This is a genomic window from candidate division WOR-3 bacterium, from assembly GCA_016926475.1.
GTDB lineage: Bacteria > SDB-A > SDB-A > SDB-A > SDB-A > JAFGIG01.
The window spans coordinates 14,502-39,389 of sequence record JAFGON010000050.1 but is presented as its reverse complement, the minus strand read 5'-3'; the positions used below and the strand labels follow the sequence as shown (position 1 = coordinate 39,389).

The following is a 24,888-nucleotide window of genomic DNA, read 5'->3' as shown; positions in this document are numbered from 1 at the left end:
GGGATCCTTGCTGATGCAGCGAAGCCGTGCCTGAACCGTGTAGGCGTTCCCGCTGCCTGAATTCTCAAGCATGGGTCCGAATACAACCGTGTCCCCGGGCATCACTTCGGAAGGACCGTAGTAGCCCGTCGCTTCCAAAACCGGAGCATTTACCGTAAAGCTGAAATTGCTGACCCAGGTGCTCTCCGTGGCAGATATGGTCATCGTCATAGGTATCGTGTATCCATCTTCAAGACCCGAGGCTGTAGTCACGTTGAAATTTCCTGATCCAAGTGATGAATCACCGGCGTTGATAGTCCCGTAGTTGACTGTGTTTTGATTTATTGTAATATTCGGATCTGAAGATGAAATTGAGCCGACGACATTGTGCGCTGTCTGAGTTCCCCAGTTTTTGAGCCAAACACTTAAGTTTAGAGTCTCTCCAGGGTTTACCTGTCCGTTACCATCTGGTATATATCTGAGATAGCTCACGTAAGCTCCGCTTGAAATGACGTATATCGTTCCAAAATGAGGATCGAGATTATGCCCGGTGACGGTCACCAAGAGCGAACAAGGAGCTATGTTATTGACATGGATTGTCGCTACGCCAGATGAATTTGTGTAACCGACCCAAGTCGAATCATCATTTTTAAGGCAAACGAGAGCGTTGTGCGCCGGGGCTTTCGCCGTATTTACGGTGACCTGCACGTCGATTGAACCCACGGGTATCGACGACGGATAATTAGTGGAGAGGGCATTTGGATAGTCCGTCCATCCGTCAATCGAGGGATCTCCAAACAGGTTGTAAGCCTCATAGTAATACTGGGGAGGGACATATGTTCCTCCGTAAGTATAGACGCCGAGAAGACCGTAGTCGTAAAAACCCCTCTGCCATGTCACAGTAGAATCGAAAATCGCATGAAAAATCCATCTTTCGAGAGTGTCGTCTTCAGTCCAGTAAGAAGAAGGGGCGGAAGCCCAGAAACTGACGCCGGCTTTGTCACCAGCTCTTATCCATGTCTCCGCGAAACACTCGCCCACAGACCATTGTCCTGTGTTGCAGGCAAAGCTCATCACTATCGGGTATTCACTGACGTTGGTAAGGGCGTTGACGTTAGCCTGCGAGAAAGGCGGACCATCAGCCCAGCTCGTCGTACCTCCATGCCCGGAATAGACTCCCCATGAACGTCCGTCGTTGAATGCAGAACTGACCTGCGCGGTCGTCGCCCCATGGTAATACCAGAGTGTGTCGCAGACAAACCCCGCGGGGCCCAAATAAGTCTGAACTACATATCTGTGGCTTCCTTCAGATACAGTATGGTTGTCGCTGCTCGCCATGAAGACAGCTTTTTTGCACCACGTGTTTCCTTGCGTCCAGATAGAAGGTTGTTCGTAATTTAAAGTTTTCTCTATTATGTTGGCAAGCTGTGACGAATTTGTCACCGAAAACCTGCCAAGCCACACTTCGTGGAAAAGGTCTCCTCCCTGAAGCTGTCCGTAGGGGTGGTCTGTTATAGCGTTGGATTCACCTCCAGTGAACGCGGGTATTTCGTCGTCACCAACGAGAAGAACATACGCTGGAGGGACAGGCCAGTTGTCGTAAGCGTTTTGAATATAGTTTTTTATGGCGGTGTTGGTCGTGCCGACTTGTGATTTCAGCGCGACGGTTACATCGTATCCTTTCCTCTCTTTCCACTGCACAAAAACATCTAAATTTGAAGCGAGCACATCGGGAACTATTATGAGGTATCCTGTCGGAAGATCCGGATAATCCGTCTCTCCGTATGCGAACGAATTTAGAACAGACATTTTCAAAAATGCTTCAAACTCTTTGTTGTAATACCTCTCGTAATTGGACCTTGTAAGAGCGGGATCAGAACCCGTCAGAATCAGTTCTAAATCGATATTTTCTCGCATAGTCAATTTTCCAGAATAAGGTTCATACCGGACCGGGAAAATCTCCACCGTGACAAACCTGTGTCCTCTTATGTATCCATCATCAACGATCCTCGCCAATTCTTCGCCGTAAACCCGGTTTTCACCATAGGCGTTTCTGTCTATCGTGAAAGGAGCAACGGCTCCGGGAACCTTTTCGAGGGAAGGTTGGTTTGGGAAAAGAGGTACGGTCAAAAAAGCGTCAATTTCTCCGCGGGAAGTAGCGCTTAAAGCAACTTGCGAACCGCTCGGGATTTCAATTATTCTCCTAATGACAGGAATTTGAGGCTCACCCAATCTTCCCGAGCTGTGGGTGTTTTCTATAGTGATCACGGAATAATTTTGACTGTTTTCGGTTCGCTGAGATACAGTGACCATGTCAAAACCCGCCGTCAGTCCGACAAAAGAAAAGTTTGACTGGGTCACTTCAACGTAGGTAGAAGAAGGGGACAAGTTATAGGTCTGAGCCGACAAAATCACCGGGAAAAAAAGAGCTAAAAAAAACTTTCTCATTTGACCTCCTGATGGTTTTTGAAAACAAACAGAAAATTAACAAGTATTTTACAACATCCAAAGCTAAAAATTCAACTACTGTATTCGGGAAAATAAATTAAGGGGTTAAGTTTATAAAGTGCTTTAGACTTAACTTACGCGTGTCAGGACACTTTTCAAAAACAGGTCGAAAATCACGGAGGGTTGACAATAAAAAAAGATACAGGTTACAATTCTGGAAAATGACATTATAGCTTCATGACAAACCCGTTAAAAACTGGATAAACATTCCGACATCGGATTTTTTGACGTTTTTTTGTGGTATCGCCAGAACGCGAAAACGTTTAGTGCTTGTAAAGTTCCGAATTTCCAAGATATCGTCTTCTTTGATTTCTTTTGAAGGTTTTGCTCCAGATCCGTTGATTTTTACGATTCCTTCTTGGCAAGCCTTCGAAGACATCGTTCTGCTTTTAAAAAGGCAGACAGCGTCTAGAAATACGTCAATTCTCATTTGTCAGAACAGAATCTCTTTGCCAGACGTAGAGGCTGTTTTCAAGCTCTTCCAACCATTTTTCTATCGCGGTTTGTCTTTCCCTGAGAAGGTGAATCTCTTTTATACGGTCTTTGAAAGACTCGTATGACTCCTGTTCTCCAAGGACAACCCCTTCGAGTTTTAAAACAATGAAGCCGAAAGGTGAAGGAATCGGTTCGGTGAATTCACCGGGTTGGAGCATATCGAGAATCGATCTCAAGGACACATCGAGAGACTCAGCTGGTACATTTTCCAGAAATCCCCCGTCGTCTTTGGTGAATTGGTCGTTTGAATACCTTTTCGCGACTTCTTCAAAAGGAGTCCCATCGTGAAGAAGTTTCATGACTTCGTCCAAGTCCGCGAGAGTTTTAAGTGTGTCTTCTCTTTTGGGAAGCAAAGAAATAAAAATCTCGTAGACTTTTGCACTGTCAGCCCATTTCATGGGTACGTACAATACATGCAGACCCGCCGGGCTTTGAGCAAAACCGGCTGTTCCTGTCTCAATTGAAAAAATGGCGTTTTCTACCTCAGGGTTTAGTTCGCCTCTTTTCACTATTCCAAGGTATCCTCCGTTGGCTCTCCCCTCTGAATCGTCGCTGTATATGGAAGCGAGAGTCCTGAAGTCTTCTCCTGAACTCAGAGCTTGCATGATAGTCGCCGCTTTGGAGTTCACTTCCATGAGCCATTTTTCAGACGGGATTGTCATGAGGACGATTCTTGAGAAACTGTATGCAACAGGGGCGCTGAGGCTGTCCTTGATTTCTTCGTATAGCTCTCGGAGGATATCTTCAGAGACCCAGTAATTATCAAAATTTGTAAGATCCGGATGGGAAAAAGAAACATACCTTTCAGCGGCTATTTTGAAATAGAACTCTTTTCGTAATAATTCTTTGGCCAATATCCAGTCGATACCGGCTTGGGAAAAATACGCGCTTATTGAATCAACCATTGTCGAATCACCGGTTATTCCATAAGCCAAATCTCCGAGCAAAACCATAAATTCTTCTTCTACAGCTTCAGGCGACACGTCTAAAATTCCTGTGGTGTCGCCTGAATTCAGTACAAGATAAATGTTTAAAAGATTTTCGTACCTTTCTTTTTCAAATTCTTCCTGGAGTCTTTTATTGGGAAGTTCAAATCCCCCAATGAAAAAGATCGACGTTTTCATATACGTCTCAAGTTCTGTTCTCGTCACGGCTTCTTTCTCTACGATAGATATAATTTCATCAGCGTTTGCGGACGAAAGAGATGCCGAGAGCAGAAAAAACAGGAAGATCGTTGAAAATATTTTCAATTACTCACCCTCAACTTAATGCTGTCGTCGAAAATGGTCACATTGTTCTGAAGAAGAGTGTCGACAAAACTGTTCAGGTAGTCGTATTTGTTCAACTCAGTGAGGTATAGCATTATGTAAGGCCTGATCTGCTCATAAGGCGTCATTGGAGATTCAATGTATTTTTCTTCAATTACTTTAGCTACGAAATAACCATCTCCGACGCTGAAGGGTTCGCTTACTTCTCCCGATTTCAGATTCGCGACAGCTTCTTCAATCAATTCCATGTTGGAATAAAGTCTCCTGATCCCTTCAACAGTGTCAAGTCCTACCAGGTTCGGCACCAGAGTATCTTCGACTCCTTCAAGGATTTTATCTCTGGCTATTGTAGCCATCGTTTCGCTGAAGAATTGGTACAAAACCACTTTCTTTTCGTATTTTATTTCTTCTTTCCATTTATCGTAAGCGCTTCTTATCTCGTTTTCACTGACCCCCGGCATCGAGAGCGTCAGCCTTTCCAAAACCATTTGAGAAATGATCTGTCTCGTGGCGTCGAACTCCATAAATATGTAAATTGAATCTTTTTCGTATCCTTCTTGCACACCGACATCGTATACAGCTTCCCTTGAAAGCCAAGTCTGAAGGACACTCGAAACAATTTCAGACGAAAAGGTGTCAGGGTCTATGCCGAGCATGTTGATCATGTAAGATCTAAAAGGGGCGTATCTGACGTTTTTCCCGTTTACAACCGCTATGAGAGTCGAAGTGTCATCGTCCATTATGAAACCACGGGCAGAAATATCCCCTGCGTCAACAGTGTCTTGAGGTATGTTTTGCCGGTCATCTTTGGAACATGAAACCAAAAAAGCCAAAGCCAAAATCAAATATATTAGCCTTTTCAAATTGCACCTCTTTATTCACCGATTATCTGTTTTAAAAGCATTTCGTAATTCGAAACCGTGTCAATTTTAAATTTAGCCCTTAGGTCTTCAAGGACGATTAATTTGATGGAATCCGTTTTTGATATTCTCAAGTTTCCGTCTATTCTCGTTTTTACCTCTTCAAAAGAAAGAAGGGTTTCGGGTATGACTTCTTCGAGCATGACAACAGAAAAATGTCCGCTGTCGACAGCGAAAGGATCGGATATGCTTCCAATTTCGGTCATGGAGAAAATGACAGAGTCAAAAGCTGGGTACCTTCCGCGAGGGAACAAGCCCAATCTGCCACCGCTTCTCGAAGAGAAATGAATGGAGTTAAGCTTGGCCAGGGTGTCAAATCTGACAGTGTCACCTCTACGCAACTGCGGTAAAACCGCGTTTTGAAGAGAATCGAGGGTCGTCATCTCTATCAGCCTGGCTCTTCTTCTCTCCGGAAGAGTAAATTCCTGGGGGTTGCTTTCATAATACGAAAGAAGATCCCGATCTTCCACTACTACATTTTTCTTTATGGAGTCTTCGACAAACTGCCATGAATAAGTTCTGTCAACTTGAGCATACACGTTTCTCTCCACGACCGGGAGTTTGTCTATTTTCAATTCCAGCGCCGCTACCATCAGCATATCAGTCAGAACTATGTTTTCACAGTTCTTTCTGAACATGACAGTGTCCTGGGTGAAATAAGGAAGTATCCACTTTCTCTCGTCGAGTTTGGCTTTGAGATTCCCTAAAGTGACTTCTACGTCTCCGTAGGTTAAAAACAGTAGCGATTTCTCTTCTTCTGAAAATTCTACCGGAGGAGCGCCAAACGGGTTAGCTGAACTACCCGCTTCCATTTTTTTGAACAGGACGCTGAACCCCGGTTCTTGCACCTGCACGTTGAAAGCATTTTTCAAACTGTCAATGTAGTTGTCGGCCAGTTCTCTCTGGAGTTCCTGTTCCTTCATGGCTTTCAACTGCAAGTATGATTCTTCAAGAGGTCTTCTTCTCATGTTTTCCCTGGCGGATATTCGGTATATCAAATGCCATCCAAAATCGGTTTTCACCGGTTCCGACAACTGACCGTCCGCCATCGCGAAAGCGGCGTCTTCGAAAGGTTTTACCATTCTGCCTTTTGTGAAATAGTCAAGGTCTCCTCCTATCGGTTTCGTCCCCTGGTCTTGAGAATAGAGTTGGACCATTTCGTTGAAAAGGCTGTCCCTATCTGGAGTTTCCCATTTTTCGGCCAGAATTTTGTAAACACTGTCTGCGAGCGTACTGTCGTTTAAAAGTATGTGTTTGCACCAGATTTCCTGAGCCATGTCTTCCCACATCTTGACAATTTCCAAAGAGTCAACAACAGCTCTGTTTATGACTACCTGCCAGTAAAGTTCTCCTAAAACGCTGTTTTCTCTAGCCATTTCAATCGTGTAAACTGCAGTGCTGTCATCAAGCATACCCGCGGCTTGAGCTCCCAGCCCCAGTATATGCGTCTCTATGAGGTTGTCCACGACCTGGTTGAGTCTCATTATTGCTGTGTCTGGGGATTCACCTTCGTAAGAAAAGAAATTTGCTCTGACTTCGACGATCCCAATCTCTCTTTTCATGTTATCGTCGCCGATAGATATCAAAAGCGTGTCCCTGTCGATAACTTTCGGTTTTCCTGTGCAGGAAGTCAGAATCAATATTACCGGAATGAAAATGATCGTCAGATATTTTTTCATATTTCCTCCTTTTTTCCTCTTAAAAGATTTCTCAGGGCTGAACTGTCAATTTCAACCCTGTTTTTCAAACCTTTGGTCTCCAATATAAAACTTGTCATTTGAGAACGTAATTCTGATTGGTACAGATTTCTGCACCTTTCAAAAACATTTGTGAAAGGCAGCAAAGAATCGGGTTTGTATAGTCCCGTCTTGAACAACACCCAATAACCATCCAGCAAAATCGGATGAGAAACGCTCTGTGGTTCCAACGAGAAAATCAAATTTTCAATTTCCTCTCTGTACCTTCCCCTCGTCACGTAACCGAGATCGCCTCCGTTTTGAGCTGACGGAAGAACAGAATACCTCGTCGCCAGTGTTTCAAAGGGCACGCCCTGGGAAACTGAATCCAAAAGTTCATCCATGAAAAGAGAATCGGCAGTTCCTATTATGAACAATTCCTGCCTTTCCGGTATGGAAAAATAACCGGGGTTTGAAAGGTAATAAGCGTAAACTTCCTGTGAATCAGCCTGGATTCCAGTATGAGAGGCGATATACGATTCATAAACTAGAGAATCCCTGAGTTTCTCAAACCTCGACCCAAGGTTTCCTTCAAGTGCTATTCCTCTTCTCAGGGCTTCTTGAATCAGAAGATAAGGCGGCATCACATCTCTCATAAGGAAAAAGCGGAGAAATGAAGTGTCGGACAGATCGGGGTAAAGAACTCTTCCTGATTTTATTTTGTCTAGCATGTCGCGCACAAAAACCGTGTCTTCTCCAGCTACAGCTATCCACTGGTTGAAAACAACACTGTCGAGGTCAGGTAAAACAATAGGTTCTTCTTCCAAAACTCTCTCAAAATGCGGAAATTTTGAAAACAAGTCGAAAATTTCTCCGTTGAAAGTTATATCTGTCTCTCTTCTCAACTTGTCTATCATCCTATTGCTCTGTTCGGCTAAAAACCTGAATTTTTCCTGCATTTTCAGGTTTTCTTTAACCTCTTCAAAATCGTAAAAATCAGTTGTAGGGATGCTTTTGATTTTCGCCAAAATAAAAATGCCCGTGTCTGTGACGATGGGTTCAGAAACAGACATATCTTCCATGTCAACCAACTCTTCTGCCAGACTATAAGAGACCACGTATGGGAAAATATCCCTTAAGTCTCCTGAAGGGCCAAAATACAAGCCTTTGAAATTGTACCTGTCGCAGACTTCATCCACGTATTTTTTCAACATCAGAGAATCACCCATGAAAATCTCAATAGAATCGGCTATATCGCGAGCTTCCTTTTGCCTTCCGGGAGGAAGCCTGACGAGAAAAGTCCTGACCAAAATCTGGGACCATTCCCAGTATTTGTAGGCGAGAGAATCATGCTCCGCCAAGAGGCTGTCTTGGATTGAATCCCAGAGCGAATCGATAATTAGAATTCTTTTCAGGTCTTCGATGTCGGAGTTAATCAGTTGCGGAAAATTCTCTTCCTCAGCTGCCAGAAGGATGAGTTTTGCTTCAGTCATGGAATCGAGTAAATAGAAGAAAGAATCTTCCGGAAGATAAAAGGCGTATTCGGGTATGTCGCTTTGAGATAAAGCGGGTTCGCCGTCTATTCTAACCAAAACGACTTCATTTCTACACCCTATTAAAACCGGCAACAAAACAAGAAAAATTGTTTTTTTCATAAATTTTCACCGTCCATATTCAATGCTTCAAGCAATCTGCGCAAAGATTTTAAATTCCGATTCCATCCTTTTATTTCGACGAGTAATTCTCTTTCATCGTCTCTTCTGAAATGAGGACGCCAATCTTTAGGCAAGTTAAAAACAAGTTTTTCAATATACCACCTTTCAGGGTCCTTTGCAAATTGAATTTTTACCGATTCTGCGAGTGCGAGAGATGTTATCAAGGTGTTTTTCAGCAACCTGTAGAGTGTTGAGATTTCAAAAAAAATCTTTGCTGAATCCGGAAGCGGGCCGAATTTGTCTCTGACTTCGGATTTTATTTCGTCGAGTCCAGATAGGTCTGCCGCCGCGATTTTCCTGTAAAGGTATACACGCTCGTTGACGTCTTTGACGTATTCCGGCGGAATGTAATACGGAAAATCGGCCCATATTTCGTGTGTTATCTCTTTTTCATGACCTTTTTCAGCTCTGACTTTTTCGACAGCTTCTTCGAGATATTTCATGTAAAGTTCGTATCCGATATCAAAATCGTACCCCGACTGTTCTTTACCAAGAAGATTTCCCACGCCTCTTATTTTCATGTCGTGAAGTGCAAGCTGGTAACCGGCGCCGAGTCTGGCGTAAGATCGTATCGCCTTCAACCTCTCCCTTCCGCTGTCAGTTTTCGGCCCTTTTCTCGGTATCATAAAATAACAATAAGCACGGACATCGCTTCTTCCTATTCTTCCCCTTATCTGGTGAAGCTGAGCTAATCCTAACGTGTCCGCCCTGTCGACAATTAAAGTGTTGGCGTTTTTTATGTCCAGACCAGATTCAATTATTGTCGTCGATATCAACATGTCGAACTCGTGGTCGTAGAATTCAATCATTATCTTTTCTATTTGAGCGCTCGACATCCTCCCGTGACAACTTTTCATGGTCACGTCCGGAAAGATTTTTTTCAAGTAGACCTCCACTGCTTGCAGGCTGTCGATTCTGTTGTGTAGAAAAAACACCTGCCCACCTCTTTCCACTTCGAAATAAACCGCGTCTTTTATGACTTTTTCGGAAAACGGAATTATCGAAGTTTCTATAGGCATTCTGCCGGGAGGGGGTGTGTTGATCTGACTGACATCCATCAGGTTCCAGAGAGACATGTGAAGAGTTCTCGGTATCGGAGTCGCACTCATCATGAGGGTGTTGACATTTTTTTTGATTTTTCTCAACTTCTCTTTCTGCTTAACACCGAATTTGTGTTCTTCATCCACCACCAAAAGTCCCAAATTCTTGAAAACAACATCTTTCGACAAAAGTCTGTGCGTCCCGACAACTATGTCCGTCTTTCCAAGAGCGACATTTTCCAATACCTTTTTCGCACCTTCCCTGCTGACAAACCTGCTCAGCATTTCGATTTTTAGAGGATAATCTTCAAGCCTTCTCCTGAATACTTCTAAGTGTTGCTGGCATAAAACCGTTGTAGGCACCAGAACAGCCGTTTGAAACCCGCTGTTGGCTGACTTCATAGCAGCCCTGATAGCCACCTCGGTTTTCCCAAAACCAACTTCTCCGCAGATCAGCCGATCCATTGGTTTTGAGCTTGAAAGATCAGTGTACACGTCATTTATGGCTTTAAGCTGGTCAGGAGTCTCCTCGAACTCAAAAGTCTGAGAAAGTGATTGACGTAATTCGTCGTCGATTTCAACGGAAGGGGCTTTTGAAGCTTTTCTCACGGCGTAATGCTGAGCCAGCTCAATTGTCATGTCCCAGATCTGTTTTTTTGCCCGTCGCTTTTTTTCAAGCCATCTTGAAGAGCCCAAATTGCTCAATTTAGGTTCAGAGCTATCTTTTGGTCCAATGTAACGGGTTACAAGGTGTAGCTTGTGGACAGGTAAATACAAAAAAGCTTCGTCAGCGTATTCAAGTATTAGATACTCTGTGTTTTGTCCCGCGTTTTCTATTGTTTTTATCCCTCTATACTTGGCTATTCCGGATTCTTCGTGGACAACATAACTTCCCAAAGGTAAAAATTCAATTTCCTCCTTTAAAAAGAACTTCTCCCTTTCGTTTTTACCTATCAGCCTCGGTTCGTGCCCGAAGAGTTCTTTTTCAGTTATAAAAAGCGCTTTCGCGATATTTAATGCAAAACCGGAACTTAATGGTTTACCGATGAAATCAGCCTCTGGATAATATTTTTTCAACGCTTTAGATAGAGATTGGGATCTCACGAAAAAAAACATTCGAAAATCTTCGTATTCGCTTTCTATTGATTTGCTTTCAATTTTATCTATGCCTAAATCAAGAAAAGAGGCAAAACCTGTTCCCCAATCGATCGACGCTGAAGAATTTTCACTTTCAGACTCGGTTAAAACCAGACCGTCAAATTTTAAATCTTTTAGGGGGACATCGTGTTTTCTTAAACTCGAGGCAATTGTCTCGCCGCCAAAAATAAATGCATCCGGATATTCTGGATACTCGGCTTTCAGCTTTTCAATTTCATCTTCGAAAAGCATTATTTCCCTGGCAGGAAACACCCTGTATTCTTCGACGCTTTTGATGCTTTTTCCTTTTGAAGGTTCGTAAATCCTTATATCTTCGACGTCTTCTCCGAACAATTCGATTCTCGCAGGAAAGCTTTCCGCTGGTGAGAACACGTCTATTATTCCACCTCTTATCGAATACTCTCCGGGGTTAATAGTGTTTGTCTCCAAAGTGTACCCTGAACTGATCAAGAATCTCGAGAATTTCTCTGTTTGGATTTTCTGCCCTGCATTCAATACCGTTGAAAAAGCCTGAATTCTTTCAGGAGAAGGCACCTTTTCTTTGAAAGATTTGGTGTCGGTCAGATAGATGCTCCTCTTCCCGGTGCCGATTCCCGAGATAAAATTCAGCCTTCTTCCGACGATGTCAGGCGACGGAGAAAACTCTCCGGGAATCGACTTGTCCCATTTAGAGAAAATTTCAGGTATAACACCAGTTATCACAAAAACATCAGAAAATACCTTTTCGACTTCCTTTTCATCATCGAGAACAACGAGAACACTTTTTTCCCGGCAATAGAAAAGACTCGAAATATACAAAGCCAGTTCAGATGCGCTCGATCTCGAAATTCGGTTCGAAGTGCTTTTCCCCAATTCTTCGGCAATTTTCTTAAATATTTCCCCGTTCATGATTTTCTGCTTTGGTGAAATGAATTTTTGATATCAATAGGATGAAATGTCAACAGTTCTTTTCAAAATAAAGCGGCGTTTTTGAACAAGCGCCGCTTTTACATACCTTCAATCGAGCCTGAAGTTTACAGGGAAGACTATTTTAACCCTTACGGGCCTCCCGGCGCTTTCCGCCGGGTCGAAAAGACAACCCATACCGGCTTCTATCGCGTTCTGATCGAAAAGAGGGTTTGTCGAGTTTAGAACTTCCGCTTTCGTCACTTTTCCGTCGAGATCAACCCAGAGCATTAAAACCACCGTACCTTCAATTCCGGCGTTCAAAGCTGAAGGAGGATAATCTGGCTCTTGAAGTTTTATGGGTCTCGGAGGTATTTCATAGGACATGGCGTATTCTGAAACCGACTCAAAAGAATCTTCAGAAATCAACGAAACAGTGTCTATGAGAAAAACCGAATCGCTTATGTTGCCCAAAAGGCTGTCTCCTGTTTCTGAAATTATTATCTCTCCGCCGTTTTGATTTGGTATTTCGACAATTTGACGATCCTCTATCAGTTTCACCACTTCTTCTATTGTCCTGAAATCAATGTTTACCTTGACGTCCATCTGCCGGGTCTCCCTCTGGTCTATTTCCGAAGGTTTATAAACCGGTATAGAAGGTTCCGGCAAAGAGATAAAAGCCACTAAATGGAAAAGCAAAGCGAGGATTATGCCTGTTTTAAGAGAGCCTCCGGTGTCGAATTTCCTCATCTTTCACCTCCTGTTTGTTTTCTACCTTATTTACCCCAGAGTCAAAACTTTTATTCCAGTGCTCAAAATGGAATTTTTCCAGGTAGCTCTTTGTATAGTTTTTAAAGGGAGGATTTTTTAGATGACGTCACCCGCCGCCGAGCATATATACGATAACGACACGGTCATTTTCGTTTAAGAAAGAGCAGGGATAGTTTTCTTTTTTTACGAATTTGCCGTTTATTCTTACCGCTGCTATGGGGTGCCTCGGCGCTACGATTTTGAGCAATTCTGACAAGCTCAACTCATCCCGTTCTACTATAAAATCTTTCTTGTTTAGTTTTATATTCATCTAGCGATTCTTCAGGATTATCTCCAGAATTTGATTCGCCTGCAAGTTCGCTATGGCGGTGACTTTAGGCGAAAGCGGCGGGTTCTGTTTTGAAACTTCTGTTTCGCCGTCTCCGCAAACCCACAAATTTCCGAACCTTCTCGTCTTTATTCTGTTATTACTCCCGTATCCTGCGATTCCGGAACCGGAAACAATGGGTTTTCTCGGAAAACATTCGGAAACTTTCTGTATGAAAAAAGCTTTTTCTTGGGCGACATCAAGAGCTTCCACAATCAAACCGCAATCCCCGAAAAGCTCTTTCACGTTGTCTTCCCGGATTCTGCCGAAAAAAGTTTCGACTTTCACCTCAGGGTCAACTCCAAGGATATTTTCTTGGAGGGCTTCAACTTTTTTCTTTCCGACTTGATTTATGAAATAATACTGCCTGTCGAGGTTGGATTCCGTCACGAAATCGAAATCGACGAGTAAAAGACCACCTATTCCGGCTCTCGCTAACGATACGGCGCAATTGGACCCTAACCCGCCACAGCCTGCTATACCGACCTTGCGCCTACGAAGTATCTTTTCTAAAGAACCATACGGACGGCGCACTTTTTTACACCGGCTGATCTACCCGTAATAACAGATGTAAGCGGTGGGCTTTTCCGCCTTGACGGTGAATTTGGTGTTCTCAGGGACCGTGAAATTCTGTCCTTTCGGGTATTCTTTCGCAGGATGTCCTTCAAAGTGGATTTCGAGAGAACCCTGGACAATTTCCATCAGCTCTTTGACGCCAGTTGTGAATTCATAACTGCCGGGCATTATAACACCCAGCGTAAATTTTTTTTCCTGAGTTTCCGGTCCAAGACTCTTGACCATACCCTCAAAATATTCATTTACCTTAATCATTTCCGGATCTCCCTTAAATCATAAGTGTTTTTTAACTATCTCGACGACTTCAGGCAAGTCCATACCGATTTTTTTAAGATGTTCAATTGTCGGAATGCCCTCTTTTGTCCAACCTCTTCTCTCATAGACGGCGTCGATAAGCTTTTGATACTGGTCTTCCCTGAATTCCCTAAGTCTTTTCACCTTTTCTTCAGTGTTCAACTTTTTTGGGTCTACCCCCGCCTTTTCTTCTAGTTGCCTGTCGTATCTTTCCTGTCTTGATTCGTATTCCTCTGCGGTGACAGGACCTACGGACCTGTATGGGATCCAGTCGTCAGCTCTCTTTCCGTGTCCAAGCCGAAGGTTGAAAACTCTCTGAAAGTTATAAACCCTCTCAGACTGTAGTATCAATCCTTCTTTGTCTATGCCGTTTCCAGTAATGGCGTTGAAAATATCGACGTAATTCTGAACATGTTCCGGAACTTTCGCCGGTTCGTCTGTCCTTGCGTTGTCCGCGGGTGTGATGTCATTCCAGGGTAGTTTGCAAAGCCCCTGGATTCCGAACCATGTTCTGAACATGGGAAAATAATGCAGCGCTTCAGCTTTGTCTTCGAATGTAGGGATCAAATTCTGGACCATATCCATGAAAATCAGCCAAGCTTCGTCGTGCTGCGGACCCTTGTTGGCAAGCCCGTACCCGCCCTGCATAGCCAATGATTCTTTTGTGACATATTCCGAGTATTCCAGCCCCTTCGCCTCCATTCCGATATCGTCCATCAGTTTCCTGTCCCCTCCGAACTCTTTCTCGAAATACTCTTTCATTCTCCTTATGCCTTTTCCTGCGATAAGCCCGAATCCCTCGCCCCGAGAGATCAAATGCAGAAGTTCAAGGACAGACCCTGCTTTTCCCCAAGTAAAATCAAGTCCGCCCGTTTTCTCCAGGTCGAGGATACCCTTTTCCCAGCATTCCATTATAAATGCTGTCATTGTGCCGAATGAAATAGTGTCAAGACCGTACGAATCACAGTAAAAATTGATTTCAAGAACATCCCTCATGTCGAAGATTCCTAGGTTTGAACCGCAACCCGCTACAGTTTCGTATTCCGGTCCATCCACCAGAACTTTGCTGCCTTTGTAAGGTCCTGTAGTTAGTTTAAAATTTTCTACTACTTTGGCGCACGCCAAAGTGCATCCGTACCAGCAACCGTCTGGCTTACCTTTGGAAAGAAATTTTTCGTACAAAAGGTCGGAAGCGAGATTTCTCGCTTTCTCGTGACTTCCGAATTTGTAGTTCATAGTCGGAAGAAGGTCGTAGTCGTTCATTATTTCCGCCAGGTGAGCGGTACCCACTTTTCTCATGTTGCAGTCGAGTTCGTCTCTTTGGATTATTTCGTTGTGAAGTTTAAGCCCGACTCTTTGTAGCTTAGAGATATCGGCAGGGTTGTTTGAAGAAGAAGAAAGTTTTGAAAACCTCACGATCAGGGCTTTAATTTTTTTGTCCCGGAATACAGTTCCTGTCCCTCCCCTTCCGGCTTGTTTGAATCTGACCCCTTTTCTCCTTTTGTCGTATAGGGAAAAGTTCAGGCATCCGATGTAGGAATGCTCCGATCCCGTTCCCGCGGAGACCGAGCTGATGTGAATTTTATCTTCTTCGCTCTTTGAAAACATTTCGACTATCTGTTCTCCGAGAATGTGGCTGTCAACAGCTTCTTCCGGGGCTTCGATTATTCTAACAGAGCCTTCGTCACCGTCTATAAAAACAATCACTTCATTCTCGGCCTTTCCCTGAATTTCTATGGCGTCAAAACCGGAAAATTTAAGGTAGGGTCCAAAATAACCTCCAACGTTGGAATCAATTGGTATCCCTGTCGAAGGAGAAACTGTCACAACTATGGATTTGCCAGAGCCGGCGTAATTGGTGTTGCCTCCAATGGGTCCCGCGGCAATTACTATTTCATTTTCGGGGGAATTCCACTTAGTGTTCTCGTTGACGGCATCCCATAAAAGTCTGAGGTCGTAACCCCTCCCCCCCGTGAATTTTTCCTTCATCTCACTGGTGACCTGCTTGATTTTTATGGTGTTGTCCGAAAGATTCACATACAGAGTCCTGTCGTTGTATCCTCTCTGGACGGGTTTCAACTCGTAGATGAACTCGGCGAGTTGTCTGTGTGCCGATAATATTTTTTCAAGGTCTGACATTTATTCCTCCTCGACGATTTCAAGGGCGCCCACGGGACACACTTCGACGCATTTACCGCAAGCTATACATTTAAATGGATTTTCCACACTTGGCAACCACATCATCGCTTGTAAAGGACAAACCGCAACACAAGCCAGACATCCGACGCAGAGTTTTTTATTCAGTATGACGATCCCTCGAGGGGTAACTGTCAGAGCCTGCACCGGGCATTCATCAACACAAAGCCTGCATTTCTGGTTGCATACAATTATGTCGAAACCACTTTCTTCTTTTGGTGTAACTCTTATAGCCGACTTGGAATGGTTCTTTTCTCCAAAAAAAGTCTCTGAACAAATGTCCATGCACTGCATACAGCCCAAACACTTTTCAGGGTAAGTTTTCAGGTATTTCATGCCTTTTACTCCCTCCCTTTGGCTTATAGTTATAGTAAATTTTCTAATATGATAGTTTACCTCTTCTTAAAAATCAACGGACAAACTTTCAAAAAACCTGTTTTCTGTAGAGATTCAAGAGCCCATTTGGAAAAGAATGCGCATAAAGCTCCTAGAGAAAATCCGGCGATTACGTCCGAAGGATAATGAACACCAGTGTAAATCCTCGAAACCCCGACCAACAAAGCGGCTAAAATATAAAAAGGTGCAAGTTTTTTAAAATAGAATGAAGAAAAAAGTGAAAAAGCGAAAGAGTTCGAAGCATGATTTGAGACAAAAGACGAAGAAGATTTAAAGTTCTTTATACCGTCGGTAACAAGCCATTGCGAGGAATCTTTATCAAAATAAAAAAGCCCTCCAATTTCTTGGCAGGGCCTGGGTCTTGAAAACAAGGTTTTGAAAATTTCAGCCCCTAAAAAATCGGATAGTCCGACAGCTAAAAGGGCGAATACGAAAAGAATAGCCCCTTTTTCCCGATATTTTTTCAGAAAAAAAACAAGAGACAGGAAAATTGGTATCAAAGAAGACCTTTCGTCGGAAAAAAAGCAGAAAGTATAGTCCAATGGAACACTGTGCAAGTATCTGTTTAAAACTTCGAGCAACGTTAAATCTATACCGAAAGGCAGAAAGTTCATTCCACAATAAAAGATTCAGACCACCACGGTCTTGATGGCTCCGAATTCTCCTTGAGCATTTTTCTCCATTTTGAATCCGTCAACCTGTCATAAATCGGCCATGGAAATTCATAGTATGAGTAAACCCCCCCGCCTGCGATTTGAGGACGACCGCCTTTTCCTGGTATCACTACATATATCCTGAATATCTTCCCAGTAGCCTCTTCCAGTACTCTTCCGTTTGGATCTGTTGCTATGTCCGCGACCACTCCTGCCCATTCGTAGTCAGGGCTTCCCGCTCTGTCGTCGGCTGATTCGAAAACCATCCATTCAAGCCAACCTCCGAAATAATAGAGAATATCGAATTCTTCGTATTCGAGTTCCTCTCCCCTCAGCTCTTTCAGAGCGATACCGGCTAGAAGACTTGTCTCGTCTTCAAGATTTGAAAGAAGAGTTTTGGAGTCATCCATCTCGCAACCTGTTTTTTCAAGTGCTTCTTCTGTCAAACCTATGAGGTTTAAAAGAGAAAAAAAGAAAACCGGATCGGGTTCGACACTGCAGAGATATTTTTCAAAAGGTATGTCTTCACCGCTTTCAGCCATTACCTGGTTCGCGTAGAGAATTGTGTCGTGTTTCAGTTCGGTGTAACTGGCGAGCGCGGCGTAGAGGTTTCTGAAAAGCCAAGACAGTTTTCTCATGTAAGACGGGTAAGAAGCTCCTTTGTCTCTGGTGTAAGTTTTTAGGACAAACAGCCAATAGGTGTATACGTCTCTTTCCCAATTCTGTCTCGTCATACTTTGAGCGATTGTTCTCAGTTTTTCAATGTTCTTGGAGTAATTCAAAAATTCAGTGTCTCCATCTCTTTCGAGTATCTCCAGAGCCTGTTCATTCCCAAAAACCGCGAAGACATCGAGTGCTTTTGGGAGATCACGCGGATTATCGAGAGTCCCAACTGCTTCAAACACCAGTTTCCTGTAAATTTCCGTGTCGAGGACAAATTTTTGACCCATAAACTTGAAGAGATGCTCCTCCTCAACTCTAAATGGCAGGTCTTGGCATTTTGAAATTTCCTTTATTTCCAGGGCGAATTCAGAAATCTTCGTAAGTCTCAAAACCTCTTCCGTCCTCGGGTTTTCACCGTATACCTTTTCGAATATCGGATCTATGTCAGAAACAGTAATTTCTTTCGTACCTCCGACAAAATATTCTATCGGCGAAGTTATTTCTTGCCATCTTTCAACAAAGCCGTGTTCTGAATCGGACATGATGGAAGCGAAAATAATTGTCCTTCTCAATCCGTCCATCTTGCCGGTGTTGAAAGCTATTCTTCCATACCACATCATCGCCCTGAAGTATCTCTCCCTTTCGGGTTTTCCTTCATAGTGTCCTCTCGGTTTGTATTGGCTGTAATCTTCCTGGTACACATCTTCACCAATAGTCATTAATTCAGAGACTCCAATGCCTTTGGCCTGCATTATCATTTCGATCTCGCTCTGAGCTACATCCTTGATCTCTTCAGGAAAGTCGGAAGGTTTTTCTTCCAGCAAGTAAAGAGCCACTTCAAAATAAGCCCAAACGTCGAGAGCCGCATCTTCAAATCCAGTGCCTTTGAATTCCATGTACTTTTCTCGAGCTGTTTTGCAAAGGTCTTTTGTCAATTCTGTGAGTCTTTCTCTCAAGAATCTGTCTTCCAAATCTCTGATGATCTTGTTGAATACAATGTGATAAGTGTTGAGCATGGCGTCTGCTGTCACGTAGGACGGTATTGAATCATACTTGAAATTTTCATACAGCATGTAGAAATCTTTGTAGTCGTCTGGAACGACTACAAAACCGTTTTGGCTTAAATAATTCACCGCCCTCTGATTCAGATGTGCTAACTCGAGAAACTGAATTTGTCCAGGGTTCAAAGGGTAGTTAAAATCAACACCCTGATAAGTCTCTGGTATGGAATCTGAAATGTCGAAACCAGCCCATAAAAAAGCGGGAAAGACAACAAAAGCGTAAATGGCGACAGAAATTTTAACTGACATAACGTCTCCTCCTCTACGGGTGACAAGGCCACGTGTAAAATTTTCTTTTTTAATTCCTCCGAATTTACGAAAAAAACATCTCAATCCGCGATAAGTGTTTCTTTGACAACTCACCTCACATTAGTATTTTATTACAGTTTATTTTTTTTTCAAAGACTATGTCATACCCTTCGGAGTTCAATCATACATTTGCATTGCATAAATTTTCAAAACCGAAAGGGTTTAGCTCTTTTAGTTTTTATCCCTTCAACCCCGTTACCAGAGTCGCCATGTTTTTTATTTTCATGCACCCATCGATATTTTAAACCTAAAATCATTGTTCCATCGAGATTGATAAAAGTTTTAAATTCAGTGCAGTTAAAGTTTATTTCTCCAGTTGAACAGACTTTTCTGAATCCAAAGACGTCCCATTTCCAAATTCCCACAGATGTCGCGATATTTTTTTCCCATAGAGAATATCTGCTCTCAAGGGCGGCAATCTCGAAAACTCCGTCTAATTCGGCATCGTAGGGTTCAATCGCAATAAAAGGTATGAACATTGGCGACCCTCCCCATAAAAAACTCTGGGTTGAGTCTTGTTCGGATTTTCTGCCGAAGACGAAAACGCTGCAGGACATCGTATCTTCATCGTGGTTTTCCGATATGCGACTTTCCATTTGATAAAACTTGGAAAAAGGCCAGTCTCTGAAACGTCTTTTTATCAGATAGACCTCTTCCTCCAAGCAGTCTCCATTAATATCTACCCTCAGAGAGTCGAGTATTTCATAATCCTGAGGGATGAGCCCGTTCGAGTAAAACTCTGGGCTTGAGCCAAACGGCAGAGCGACTATGGTATCAGTTGTTGTCGTTTCAAAAACAGCTGAGTCTTCCGCTGTGAAAAACATTCCTGCCAATGAAATCAGAGCCGTCAATAAAAAAAGAGACATCTACGTCTCTGTCATGATGCATCTTCCAGCGGTATATTTCAAATGGGGTATCTCGGCGAGATACTTTTCGGCATCTTTTCCTAAAGTATTGGGCTGAAACCAAAATTTTTTATGACCTAATTCGACCGCCTTTTTCAAAACCTCAAAAGATTCATTCTTCGGGACGACAAAAACAACAAGATCCACACCTTCAGGCAATTCCTCTATAGTGCGATAAGCCCTTGTGTTTTCGATAATTCCGCCATTTCTGTTGACCGGATAGACGTTGTATCCCCTCATCTTGAGGTATCTGAATAAGGCATTTCCGAATTTCTCCCTATTCTTTGAAGCCCCAACCAAAGCGATGTTTTTCCCAGATATCATCCGGAAAGCAAACCTCCAATTATCAGTTCTTCTGCGGATTCCTCTGTCATGCCTCTTGACATCAAAGTTTCAAGTTGTTTGTTGTCGACACTTCCAATAGAAGCTTCGTGGGTTACATGAGCCTTTGGATGTCTTACTTCAACTATTGGAACTGCGTTGGCTATCGCTTGGTCCATTACGATTTCTTTGCAGTCAACGTGCCCTCGCGCCATAGCTGCCTGCGCTATGAGTTTGTTGAAGACATCAGCACGGGAATTGTCCCTGAGAGCGATTTTGGTTTTTAGCACGCCTCTTGAATTTTGTCCTTCGAGCAACCCAGTCTCTTTTATCGAGATTTTATCGTCGCCTCTGCCGCTTATTCTCGTCAACATCTCGACGACCGAATTCGCACCGCATTTAGCCTCGTACTCGACGTCAACAGTTCCAGCCCGTCCCTTCAAAAGGACAAATTCAGAAGCAAACCTCGCCCCTTCCGCCAAATCTATATATGATTTCGGAACGATCCTCATTCCGCTGTTTTCGCTGTGAACATGCCTTTCATAATATCTAAAAACTGCTTTTTTTTCGAGTTTTATCCTATTGTTCATTATATGCTGAATATCAACAGCGTTCGGAAAAACGCAATGAGAGAGGACATTTATCGATGAACCTTCACCGATAACTGTCTCCATCTGTATGTTCTGTATCCCGTTTTCCAAAAGCATTCCAAAGCATAAATGAACAGGTCTTTCTATGATTATCCCCGGATAAAGATTCAAAACAATGTGAACCCCGTTTTCTATTCCATAGGTCTTGACCGAAAGCCCTTCGACATCATTTTTACTTACCACTTTATCGTTGTTGATAATCAGATGCGCGACGTTTGGGTTGGTAAGGTCTTCAATATCCTGTCCTGTCTCTGAAAAAAGTTGAATCGCCCTATCTTCCATAAATTCCTCTATCCGGTTTGTTTTTATGCCTGCAAGGCACACATTTTTTCTTAAAATACCTAGATATTTTCAGGGTTGATCCCTTGTCGACAATTCTTCCGTCACACATTAAAAAAGCGTGATCTGAATGCCTGAGGACCTCTAAGCTGTGGGTTATCATAATCACCGTGGTGCCCATTTTTTTTAGTTTCAGGACAATTTCGAAAATTCTCTGAAGCGACTCCACGTCTATTCCTGAATCAGGCTCATCGAGGATAGCGATTTTTGGTTTCATGAGGAAAATAGAGGCGAGTTCAATTTTTTTTCTCTCGCCTCCGCTCAAAGTTTTATCCGTGCTCCTCTTCAGGTATTCTTTCGGTTCGAGCCCGACAGCTTTCAAAGCTTTCGAAGCGTATTTGTGATCACTGCCGGTTCCCTTTGAAGCGCACACGAAATTTCCGACCATCAGACCTTCGTACCTCGCGGGTTCCTGCCAAGCCAAAGTCAATCCGAGTTTAGCCCTTTCGTAAATTCCGAGTCCCTTCAAAGGTTTCCCGTTTAAAAAAATTTCACCTTCGAAATTTCCGTATCCCGATAAACCCATTATTACGCTTGCGAGAGTGGATTTTCCGGCTCCGTTCGGACCGACAATGGCGTGAACGTATCCTCGCCAAATCTCTGCAGTAAGATCCTTTAAAATACTCTTGCCGTTCAAAGAAAGGCTGAGTCCCTCTATCTCGAGTATGCTTTTTTTCGTCGGGCTCATCTCTTTACTTTCTCTTTCCAAGCTCTCTATCGAGCATGAAAATTCCGTTTTTGGTTTCCTTTATCATCTCAACTTCGTCGAGAATCTCTTGGGCAGAAGCTTCTTCTTCAACCTGTTCTGACACGAACCACTGTAAAAAAAATTCCGAGGCGTAGTCGTTGGATTCCCTCGCAGTTTTTACAAGATTGTGGATCAAAGAAGTGACATGTTTTTCATGCTCGACTGTTTTCTGAAAAACTTCCACAATGGAAGACCACTCTTTAGGAGGGGTATCGATTTTTGAAAGTTCAGTTCTTCCTCCTCTTTCGATTACATGATCGAATATCTTCATGGCGTGTCCGAGTTCTTCCTTCGCCTGAACCCTCATCCAGTTCGCGAAGCCCTTGAGGTTAAGGCCATGGAAGTAAGACGACATAGAAAGGTATAGATAAGCGGAATACAATTCGGCGTTTATTTGATCGTTAAAGGATTTCAGCATTTTGGGGTCTAACATTTTTTCTCCTATTTAATGGACCAAAGTCCGTGCACGTTGCAGTATTCTCTCGCTGTTATTTCTCCGTCAGGGCAGTCTTCGAACTCAGTTTCAGGAGAGTCCCCTGGTTTCAAGTATTTCTTGCAGATTTTGTCCCCGCACTGTACCTCTATCCATTCAATATAGTGTTTGTCTTCCATGGGATGGGCGACAGATCCGACTTTAACTTTTACCTTCCCGCCGGACTTTTCTACCACCGGGACATGTTTTTCTCCAGCACCTTCTTTTGTCAGTTCACTCTTGATTTTCATGGGTTGACCGCAACAGACAAGAGCTTCGGCTCCGGGGTGAAGAACTTCAACAATATTCCCGCAGATATCGCATTTGTAAATTTGGGATCTTTGAGTCATTTTTACCTCCTGTCATTCTTGTGGTGAAAAAGATTTTTTGTCGGCACCGCAGACGGGGCAGACCCAATCCTCGGGAATATCTTCAAAAGCAGTACCAGGTGCAATATTTGAATCCGGGTCGCCAGTTTCAGGATCGTAGACATAACCACAGACATCGCATACCCATTTTTTCATTTTTTCCTCCTTTGTTTTTTCCTCAATGATGTACGTAGGAGCTGATTTAGGCGAACGCCCTTTTTTCACCTCTCGATAATAATTATAGGACATTGACTCATCTTCGCTGCACTCCTGGGCGTCCACTACTCGTCCGATAAAAAGAGTATGACTTCCGACGTCGAGTTCATCCACTATTTCAACTTCAAAATAACCCGTAGTGAAGTCGAGGACGATAGGTACACCAAGTTTACCGATTTTGTAATTTACGCCCTGGAATTTATCAATATCCCTTCCGCTTTTAAAACCAAACCTGCCTATAAAAGTCATCGGTGTTTTTTCCGAAAGAACCGACAAAGACAAAACTCTGCTATGCATTATATATTCATGGGTGAGGTTATTTTTGTTTATGCTCAAGGCGATTTTCGGAGGGTCTGAGGTAATTTGAAAGCATGTGTTTACAATTTGACCGTTTAATTTCTGGTCAAATTTTGTGGCGGCTACATAAACACCGTAATTCAATTTGTAAAAGCATTTAGTATCCATAAAACTCTCTATTTATAGATCGTCAGCGAGACATTTTCACAAACACTCCTTTTTAAAGATATATAATTTTACAGGTATAACAACCCCAAATATATTTATTTTTCATCTATTTTAATCTATAATTCCCTCTGAGAAAGGAGAAAAGGATGCAAAATAATTGCCCAAACTGTTTTTTTCCAATAAGCAAAGATGACAAGGTCTGTCCGAATTGCGGACTAAAATTACCCCAAAATACTCCTCCCCCTCCAAAAGATCTACCGCCACCTCCGCCTCCAATTAAAGCCAAAAAAGAATTTTCAGATGTTAAATCCCACAACATACCTTCACCTCCCAAAGACCCACCCCACGTAAAAAAGGAAGCCCCCTACCCATACGATTATGAAGAAACTGAGCTTAGATCAAAACTCAAACCGACCCTAATTTTCATATTTATGTTTTTTGCAGTCCTGACAGTGGCGGCAATTTTCTTTTCAAACAAATATTTCAAAAAGCCACCTCAGACGCCGCTGATCGAAGATAAACCGAGAATTGTCCCTGAAGGTTACAGTTTCATACCTGAAGGAATTTCAAGGATCGGTTCAACAAGACCCATTTTTGACGACGAAAAACCTACCTTCAGGGTAAAAATTGACAGTTTTTTCATGAAGACGACTCCCGTGACAAACAGGGATTTCGCCGTTTTTGTTCAGGAGACAGGGTATACAACCGATGCCGAAAGGGACACAACCCTCGGATTTTATACGGACACAACCGGTTATCAACACGATGGGGGCACATGGAGAAACCCACAGGGTCCAGACGGCCCCAGCGCCTTAGACAGCATTCCTGACCATCCAGTCACTCAAGTGACTTGGTTTGACGCAGCCCGTTATTGCAACTGGCTTTCAACCCGCGAAGGATTAGAAGTTCAATACGACACATTGACATGGCAATGTCTTTACACGAACGGTTACAGACTCCCGACGGAATTTGAATTCGAATACGCCTCTCAAGGGGGGAGTGTCGTCTCTTATCCCTGGGGAGATGGATCCCCCGGCATCGAAAAGGTTGAAGCCAAAGCCAACCACGCCGGATACTCTACAGTGGGTGAATACATTCAAGATATGGAAGGGGGAGATTTCAAAGCGGTTTTCTCACACATGGCAAAAGACGGCTACATGAGGACGTCGCCGGTAACTGCCTTCAGCTCAAACAATTTCGGCCTGTACGATATGGCGGGAAATGTCTGGCAGTGGTGTTCCAACTACTATTCAGATTACCCCCCTGTGGGCAGCAACTACAACCCCAGAGGATCAGAGTCCGGAGAATTCCGATCTATGAGAGGCGGATCGTTCGGACATGATTTCAGGTACCTCAGATGCTCGGCAAGAGGCAAAAACATACCGATGATGGCGATAGAACTCATTGGCTTCAGGACAATGCGTTCTTTTTGACCAGGTTTTGATTGAAATTTTACAATATGCTCTCTGGACTG

At 43.3% G+C, this 24,888-nt stretch carries 23 protein-coding genes; 1 reads left to right on the top strand and 22 read right to left on the bottom strand.

The window, feature by feature from the left end; all coding sequences use genetic code 11:
* The 22 genes from JXA84_05145 to JXA84_05040 all read right to left on the bottom strand — a co-directional run.
* On the bottom strand, positions 1-2,427 hold a 2,427-nt coding region (locus tag JXA84_05145), incomplete at its 3' end, for a hypothetical protein (protein ID MBN1150590.1).
* Positions 2,428-2,662: 235 nt separating this feature from the next.
* Positions 2,663-2,917: an RNA-binding S4 domain-containing protein gene (locus JXA84_05140; GenBank protein ID MBN1150589.1), complete on the bottom strand. Its 255-nt coding sequence runs from the start codon at positions 2,915-2,917 to the stop codon at positions 2,663-2,665.
* Complete coding sequence (locus tag JXA84_05135; GenBank protein MBN1150588.1) at positions 2,907-4,232, bottom strand: peptidylprolyl isomerase; 1,326 nt, start codon at positions 4,230-4,232, stop codon at positions 2,907-2,909. The genes JXA84_05140 and JXA84_05135 overlap by 11 nt, the downstream gene beginning before the upstream one ends.
* Positions 4,229-5,113, bottom strand: coding sequence for a peptidyl-prolyl cis-trans isomerase (locus JXA84_05130; GenBank protein ID MBN1150587.1), 885 nt, complete (start codon positions 5,111-5,113; stop codon positions 4,229-4,231). The genes JXA84_05135 and JXA84_05130 overlap by 4 nt, the downstream gene beginning before the upstream one ends.
* A gap of 11 nt (positions 5,114-5,124) precedes the next feature.
* Positions 5,125-6,849 carry a peptidylprolyl isomerase gene (locus JXA84_05125; GenBank protein ID MBN1150586.1) on the bottom strand — a complete coding sequence of 575 codons (1,725 nt, stop codon included), beginning with the start codon at positions 6,847-6,849 and terminating at the stop codon, positions 5,125-5,127.
* Positions 6,846-8,501 (bottom strand): peptidylprolyl isomerase, encoded by a 1,656-nt coding sequence (locus tag JXA84_05120; GenBank protein MBN1150585.1) that lies wholly within the window; start codon positions 8,499-8,501, stop codon positions 6,846-6,848. The genes JXA84_05125 and JXA84_05120 overlap by 4 nt, the downstream gene beginning before the upstream one ends.
* Positions 8,498-11,647 (bottom strand): transcription-repair coupling factor, encoded by a 3,150-nt coding sequence (gene mfd / locus JXA84_05115; protein ID MBN1150584.1) that lies wholly within the window; start codon positions 11,645-11,647, stop codon positions 8,498-8,500. Before mfd ends, JXA84_05120 begins: the two co-directional genes overlap by 4 nt.
* Positions 11,648-11,755: 108 nt before the next feature.
* Positions 11,756-12,394: an energy transducer TonB gene (locus JXA84_05110; protein MBN1150583.1), complete on the bottom strand. Its 639-nt coding sequence runs from the start codon at positions 12,392-12,394 to the stop codon at positions 11,756-11,758.
* 127 nt (positions 12,395-12,521) lie between these two features.
* Positions 12,522-12,725 carry a sulfur carrier protein ThiS gene (locus JXA84_05105; GenBank protein MBN1150582.1) on the bottom strand — a complete coding sequence of 68 codons (204 nt, stop codon included), beginning with the start codon at positions 12,723-12,725 and terminating at the stop codon, positions 12,522-12,524.
* A complete protein-coding gene (gene thiF, locus JXA84_05100) occupies positions 12,726-13,316 on the bottom strand; it encodes a sulfur carrier protein ThiS adenylyltransferase ThiF (protein ID MBN1150581.1) in 591 nt (196 codons plus the stop codon).
* A gap of 18 nt (positions 13,317-13,334) precedes the next feature.
* Positions 13,335-13,613, bottom strand: a complete 279-nt coding sequence (locus tag JXA84_05095; GenBank protein MBN1150580.1) for a pyrimidine/purine nucleoside phosphorylase — start codon at positions 13,611-13,613, stop codon at positions 13,335-13,337.
* A gap of 18 nt (positions 13,614-13,631) precedes the next feature.
* Positions 13,632-15,791, bottom strand: a complete 2,160-nt coding sequence (locus JXA84_05090; GenBank protein MBN1150579.1) for an aldehyde:ferredoxin oxidoreductase — start codon at positions 15,789-15,791, stop codon at positions 13,632-13,634.
* Positions 15,792-16,184: a 4Fe-4S binding protein gene (locus tag JXA84_05085; protein ID MBN1150578.1), complete on the bottom strand. Its 393-nt coding sequence runs from the start codon at positions 16,182-16,184 to the stop codon at positions 15,792-15,794.
* A 56-nt stretch (positions 16,185-16,240) separates the two neighbouring features.
* Positions 16,241-16,858, bottom strand: coding sequence for a phosphatase PAP2 family protein (locus JXA84_05080; protein MBN1150577.1), 618 nt, complete (start codon positions 16,856-16,858; stop codon positions 16,241-16,243).
* Positions 16,855-18,870 carry a DUF3160 domain-containing protein gene (locus JXA84_05075; protein MBN1150576.1) on the bottom strand — a complete coding sequence of 672 codons (2,016 nt, stop codon included), beginning with the start codon at positions 18,868-18,870 and terminating at the stop codon, positions 16,855-16,857. The genes JXA84_05080 and JXA84_05075 overlap by 4 nt, the downstream gene beginning before the upstream one ends.
* A gap of 206 nt (positions 18,871-19,076) precedes the next feature.
* On the bottom strand, positions 19,077-19,796 hold the full coding sequence (locus JXA84_05070; GenBank protein ID MBN1150575.1) for a hypothetical protein: 720 nt from the start codon (positions 19,794-19,796) through the stop codon (positions 19,077-19,079).
* Positions 19,797-20,159: a CoA-binding protein gene (locus JXA84_05065; protein ID MBN1150574.1), complete on the bottom strand. Its 363-nt coding sequence runs from the start codon at positions 20,157-20,159 to the stop codon at positions 19,797-19,799.
* Positions 20,156-21,088 (bottom strand): SufD family Fe-S cluster assembly protein, encoded by a 933-nt coding sequence (locus JXA84_05060; protein MBN1150573.1) that lies wholly within the window; start codon positions 21,086-21,088, stop codon positions 20,156-20,158. Before JXA84_05060 ends, JXA84_05065 begins: the two co-directional genes overlap by 4 nt.
* Positions 21,078-21,833, bottom strand: coding sequence for an ATP-binding cassette domain-containing protein (locus JXA84_05055; protein MBN1150572.1), 756 nt, complete (start codon positions 21,831-21,833; stop codon positions 21,078-21,080). Before JXA84_05055 ends, JXA84_05060 begins: the two co-directional genes overlap by 11 nt.
* A 4-nt stretch (positions 21,834-21,837) precedes the next feature.
* Entirely contained in the window at positions 21,838-22,326 is a 489-nt protein-coding gene (locus JXA84_05050) for a ferritin (GenBank protein ID MBN1150571.1), read from the bottom strand.
* 8 nt (positions 22,327-22,334) lie between these two features.
* Entirely contained in the window at positions 22,335-22,715 is a 381-nt protein-coding gene (locus JXA84_05045) for a desulfoferrodoxin (GenBank protein ID MBN1150570.1), read from the bottom strand.
* A 12-nt stretch (positions 22,716-22,727) separates the two neighbouring features.
* Positions 22,728-23,414: a rubredoxin gene (locus JXA84_05040; protein ID MBN1150569.1), complete on the bottom strand. Its 687-nt coding sequence runs from the start codon at positions 23,412-23,414 to the stop codon at positions 22,728-22,730.
* Positions 23,415-23,560: 146 nt separating this feature from the next.
* Between JXA84_05040 and JXA84_05035 the strand changes: the two genes are divergently transcribed.
* Positions 23,561-24,847, top strand: coding sequence for an SUMF1/EgtB/PvdO family nonheme iron enzyme (locus JXA84_05035; protein ID MBN1150568.1), 1,287 nt, complete (start codon positions 23,561-23,563; stop codon positions 24,845-24,847).
* Positions 24,848-24,888 lie beyond the last annotated feature (41 nt).

Excerpts from the sequence above, each read along its gene's own strand:
- JXA84_05080 (MBN1150577.1), bottom strand. The coding sequence starts at position 16,858 with ATGAACTTTCTGCCTTTCGGTATAGATTTAACGTTGCTCGAAGTTTTA.
- JXA84_05090 (MBN1150579.1), bottom strand. The coding sequence starts at position 15,791 with ATGTCAGACCTTGAAAAAATATTATCGGCACACAGACAACTCGCCGAG.
- mfd (MBN1150584.1), bottom strand. The coding sequence starts at position 11,647 with ATGAACGGGGAAATATTTAAGAAAATTGCCGAAGAATTGGGGAAAAGC.
- JXA84_05140 (MBN1150589.1), bottom strand. The coding sequence starts at position 2,917 with ATGAGAATTGACGTATTTCTAGACGCTGTCTGCCTTTTTAAAAGCAGA.
- JXA84_05045 (MBN1150570.1), bottom strand. The coding sequence starts at position 22,715 with ATGACTCAAAGATCCCAAATTTACAAATGCGATATCTGCGGGAATATT.
- JXA84_05075 (MBN1150576.1), bottom strand. The coding sequence starts at position 18,870 with ATGTCAGTTAAAATTTCTGTCGCCATTTACGCTTTTGTTGTCTTTCCC.
- JXA84_05035 (MBN1150568.1), top strand. The coding sequence starts at position 23,561 with ATGCAAAATAATTGCCCAAACTGTTTTTTTCCAATAAGCAAAGATGAC.
- JXA84_05085 (MBN1150578.1), bottom strand. The coding sequence starts at position 16,184 with ATGAAATACCTGAAAACTTACCCTGAAAAGTGTTTGGGCTGTATGCAG.
- JXA84_05125 (MBN1150586.1), bottom strand. The coding sequence starts at position 6,849 with ATGAAAAAATATCTGACGATCATTTTCATTCCGGTAATATTGATTCTG.
- JXA84_05040 (MBN1150569.1), bottom strand. The coding sequence starts at position 23,414 with ATGGATACTAAATGCTTTTACAAATTGAATTACGGTGTTTATGTAGCC.
- JXA84_05060 (MBN1150573.1), bottom strand. The coding sequence starts at position 21,088 with ATGGAAGATAGGGCGATTCAACTTTTTTCAGAGACAGGACAGGATATT.
- JXA84_05120 (MBN1150585.1), bottom strand. The coding sequence starts at position 8,501 with ATGAAAAAAACAATTTTTCTTGTTTTGTTGCCGGTTTTAATAGGGTGT.
- JXA84_05105 (MBN1150582.1), bottom strand. The coding sequence starts at position 12,725 with ATGAATATAAAACTAAACAAGAAAGATTTTATAGTAGAACGGGATGAG.
- JXA84_05065 (MBN1150574.1), bottom strand. The coding sequence starts at position 20,159 with ATGATATCTGGGAAAAACATCGCTTTGGTTGGGGCTTCAAAGAATAGG.
- JXA84_05050 (MBN1150571.1), bottom strand. The coding sequence starts at position 22,326 with ATGTTAGACCCCAAAATGCTGAAATCCTTTAACGATCAAATAAACGCC.
- JXA84_05110 (MBN1150583.1), bottom strand. The coding sequence starts at position 12,394 with ATGAGGAAATTCGACACCGGAGGCTCTCTTAAAACAGGCATAATCCTC.
- JXA84_05055 (MBN1150572.1), bottom strand. The coding sequence starts at position 21,833 with ATGAGCCCGACGAAAAAAAGCATACTCGAGATAGAGGGACTCAGCCTT.
- JXA84_05095 (MBN1150580.1), bottom strand. The coding sequence starts at position 13,613 with ATGATTAAGGTAAATGAATATTTTGAGGGTATGGTCAAGAGTCTTGGA.
- JXA84_05070 (MBN1150575.1), bottom strand. The coding sequence starts at position 19,796 with ATGTCTCTTTTTTTATTGACGGCTCTGATTTCATTGGCAGGAATGTTT.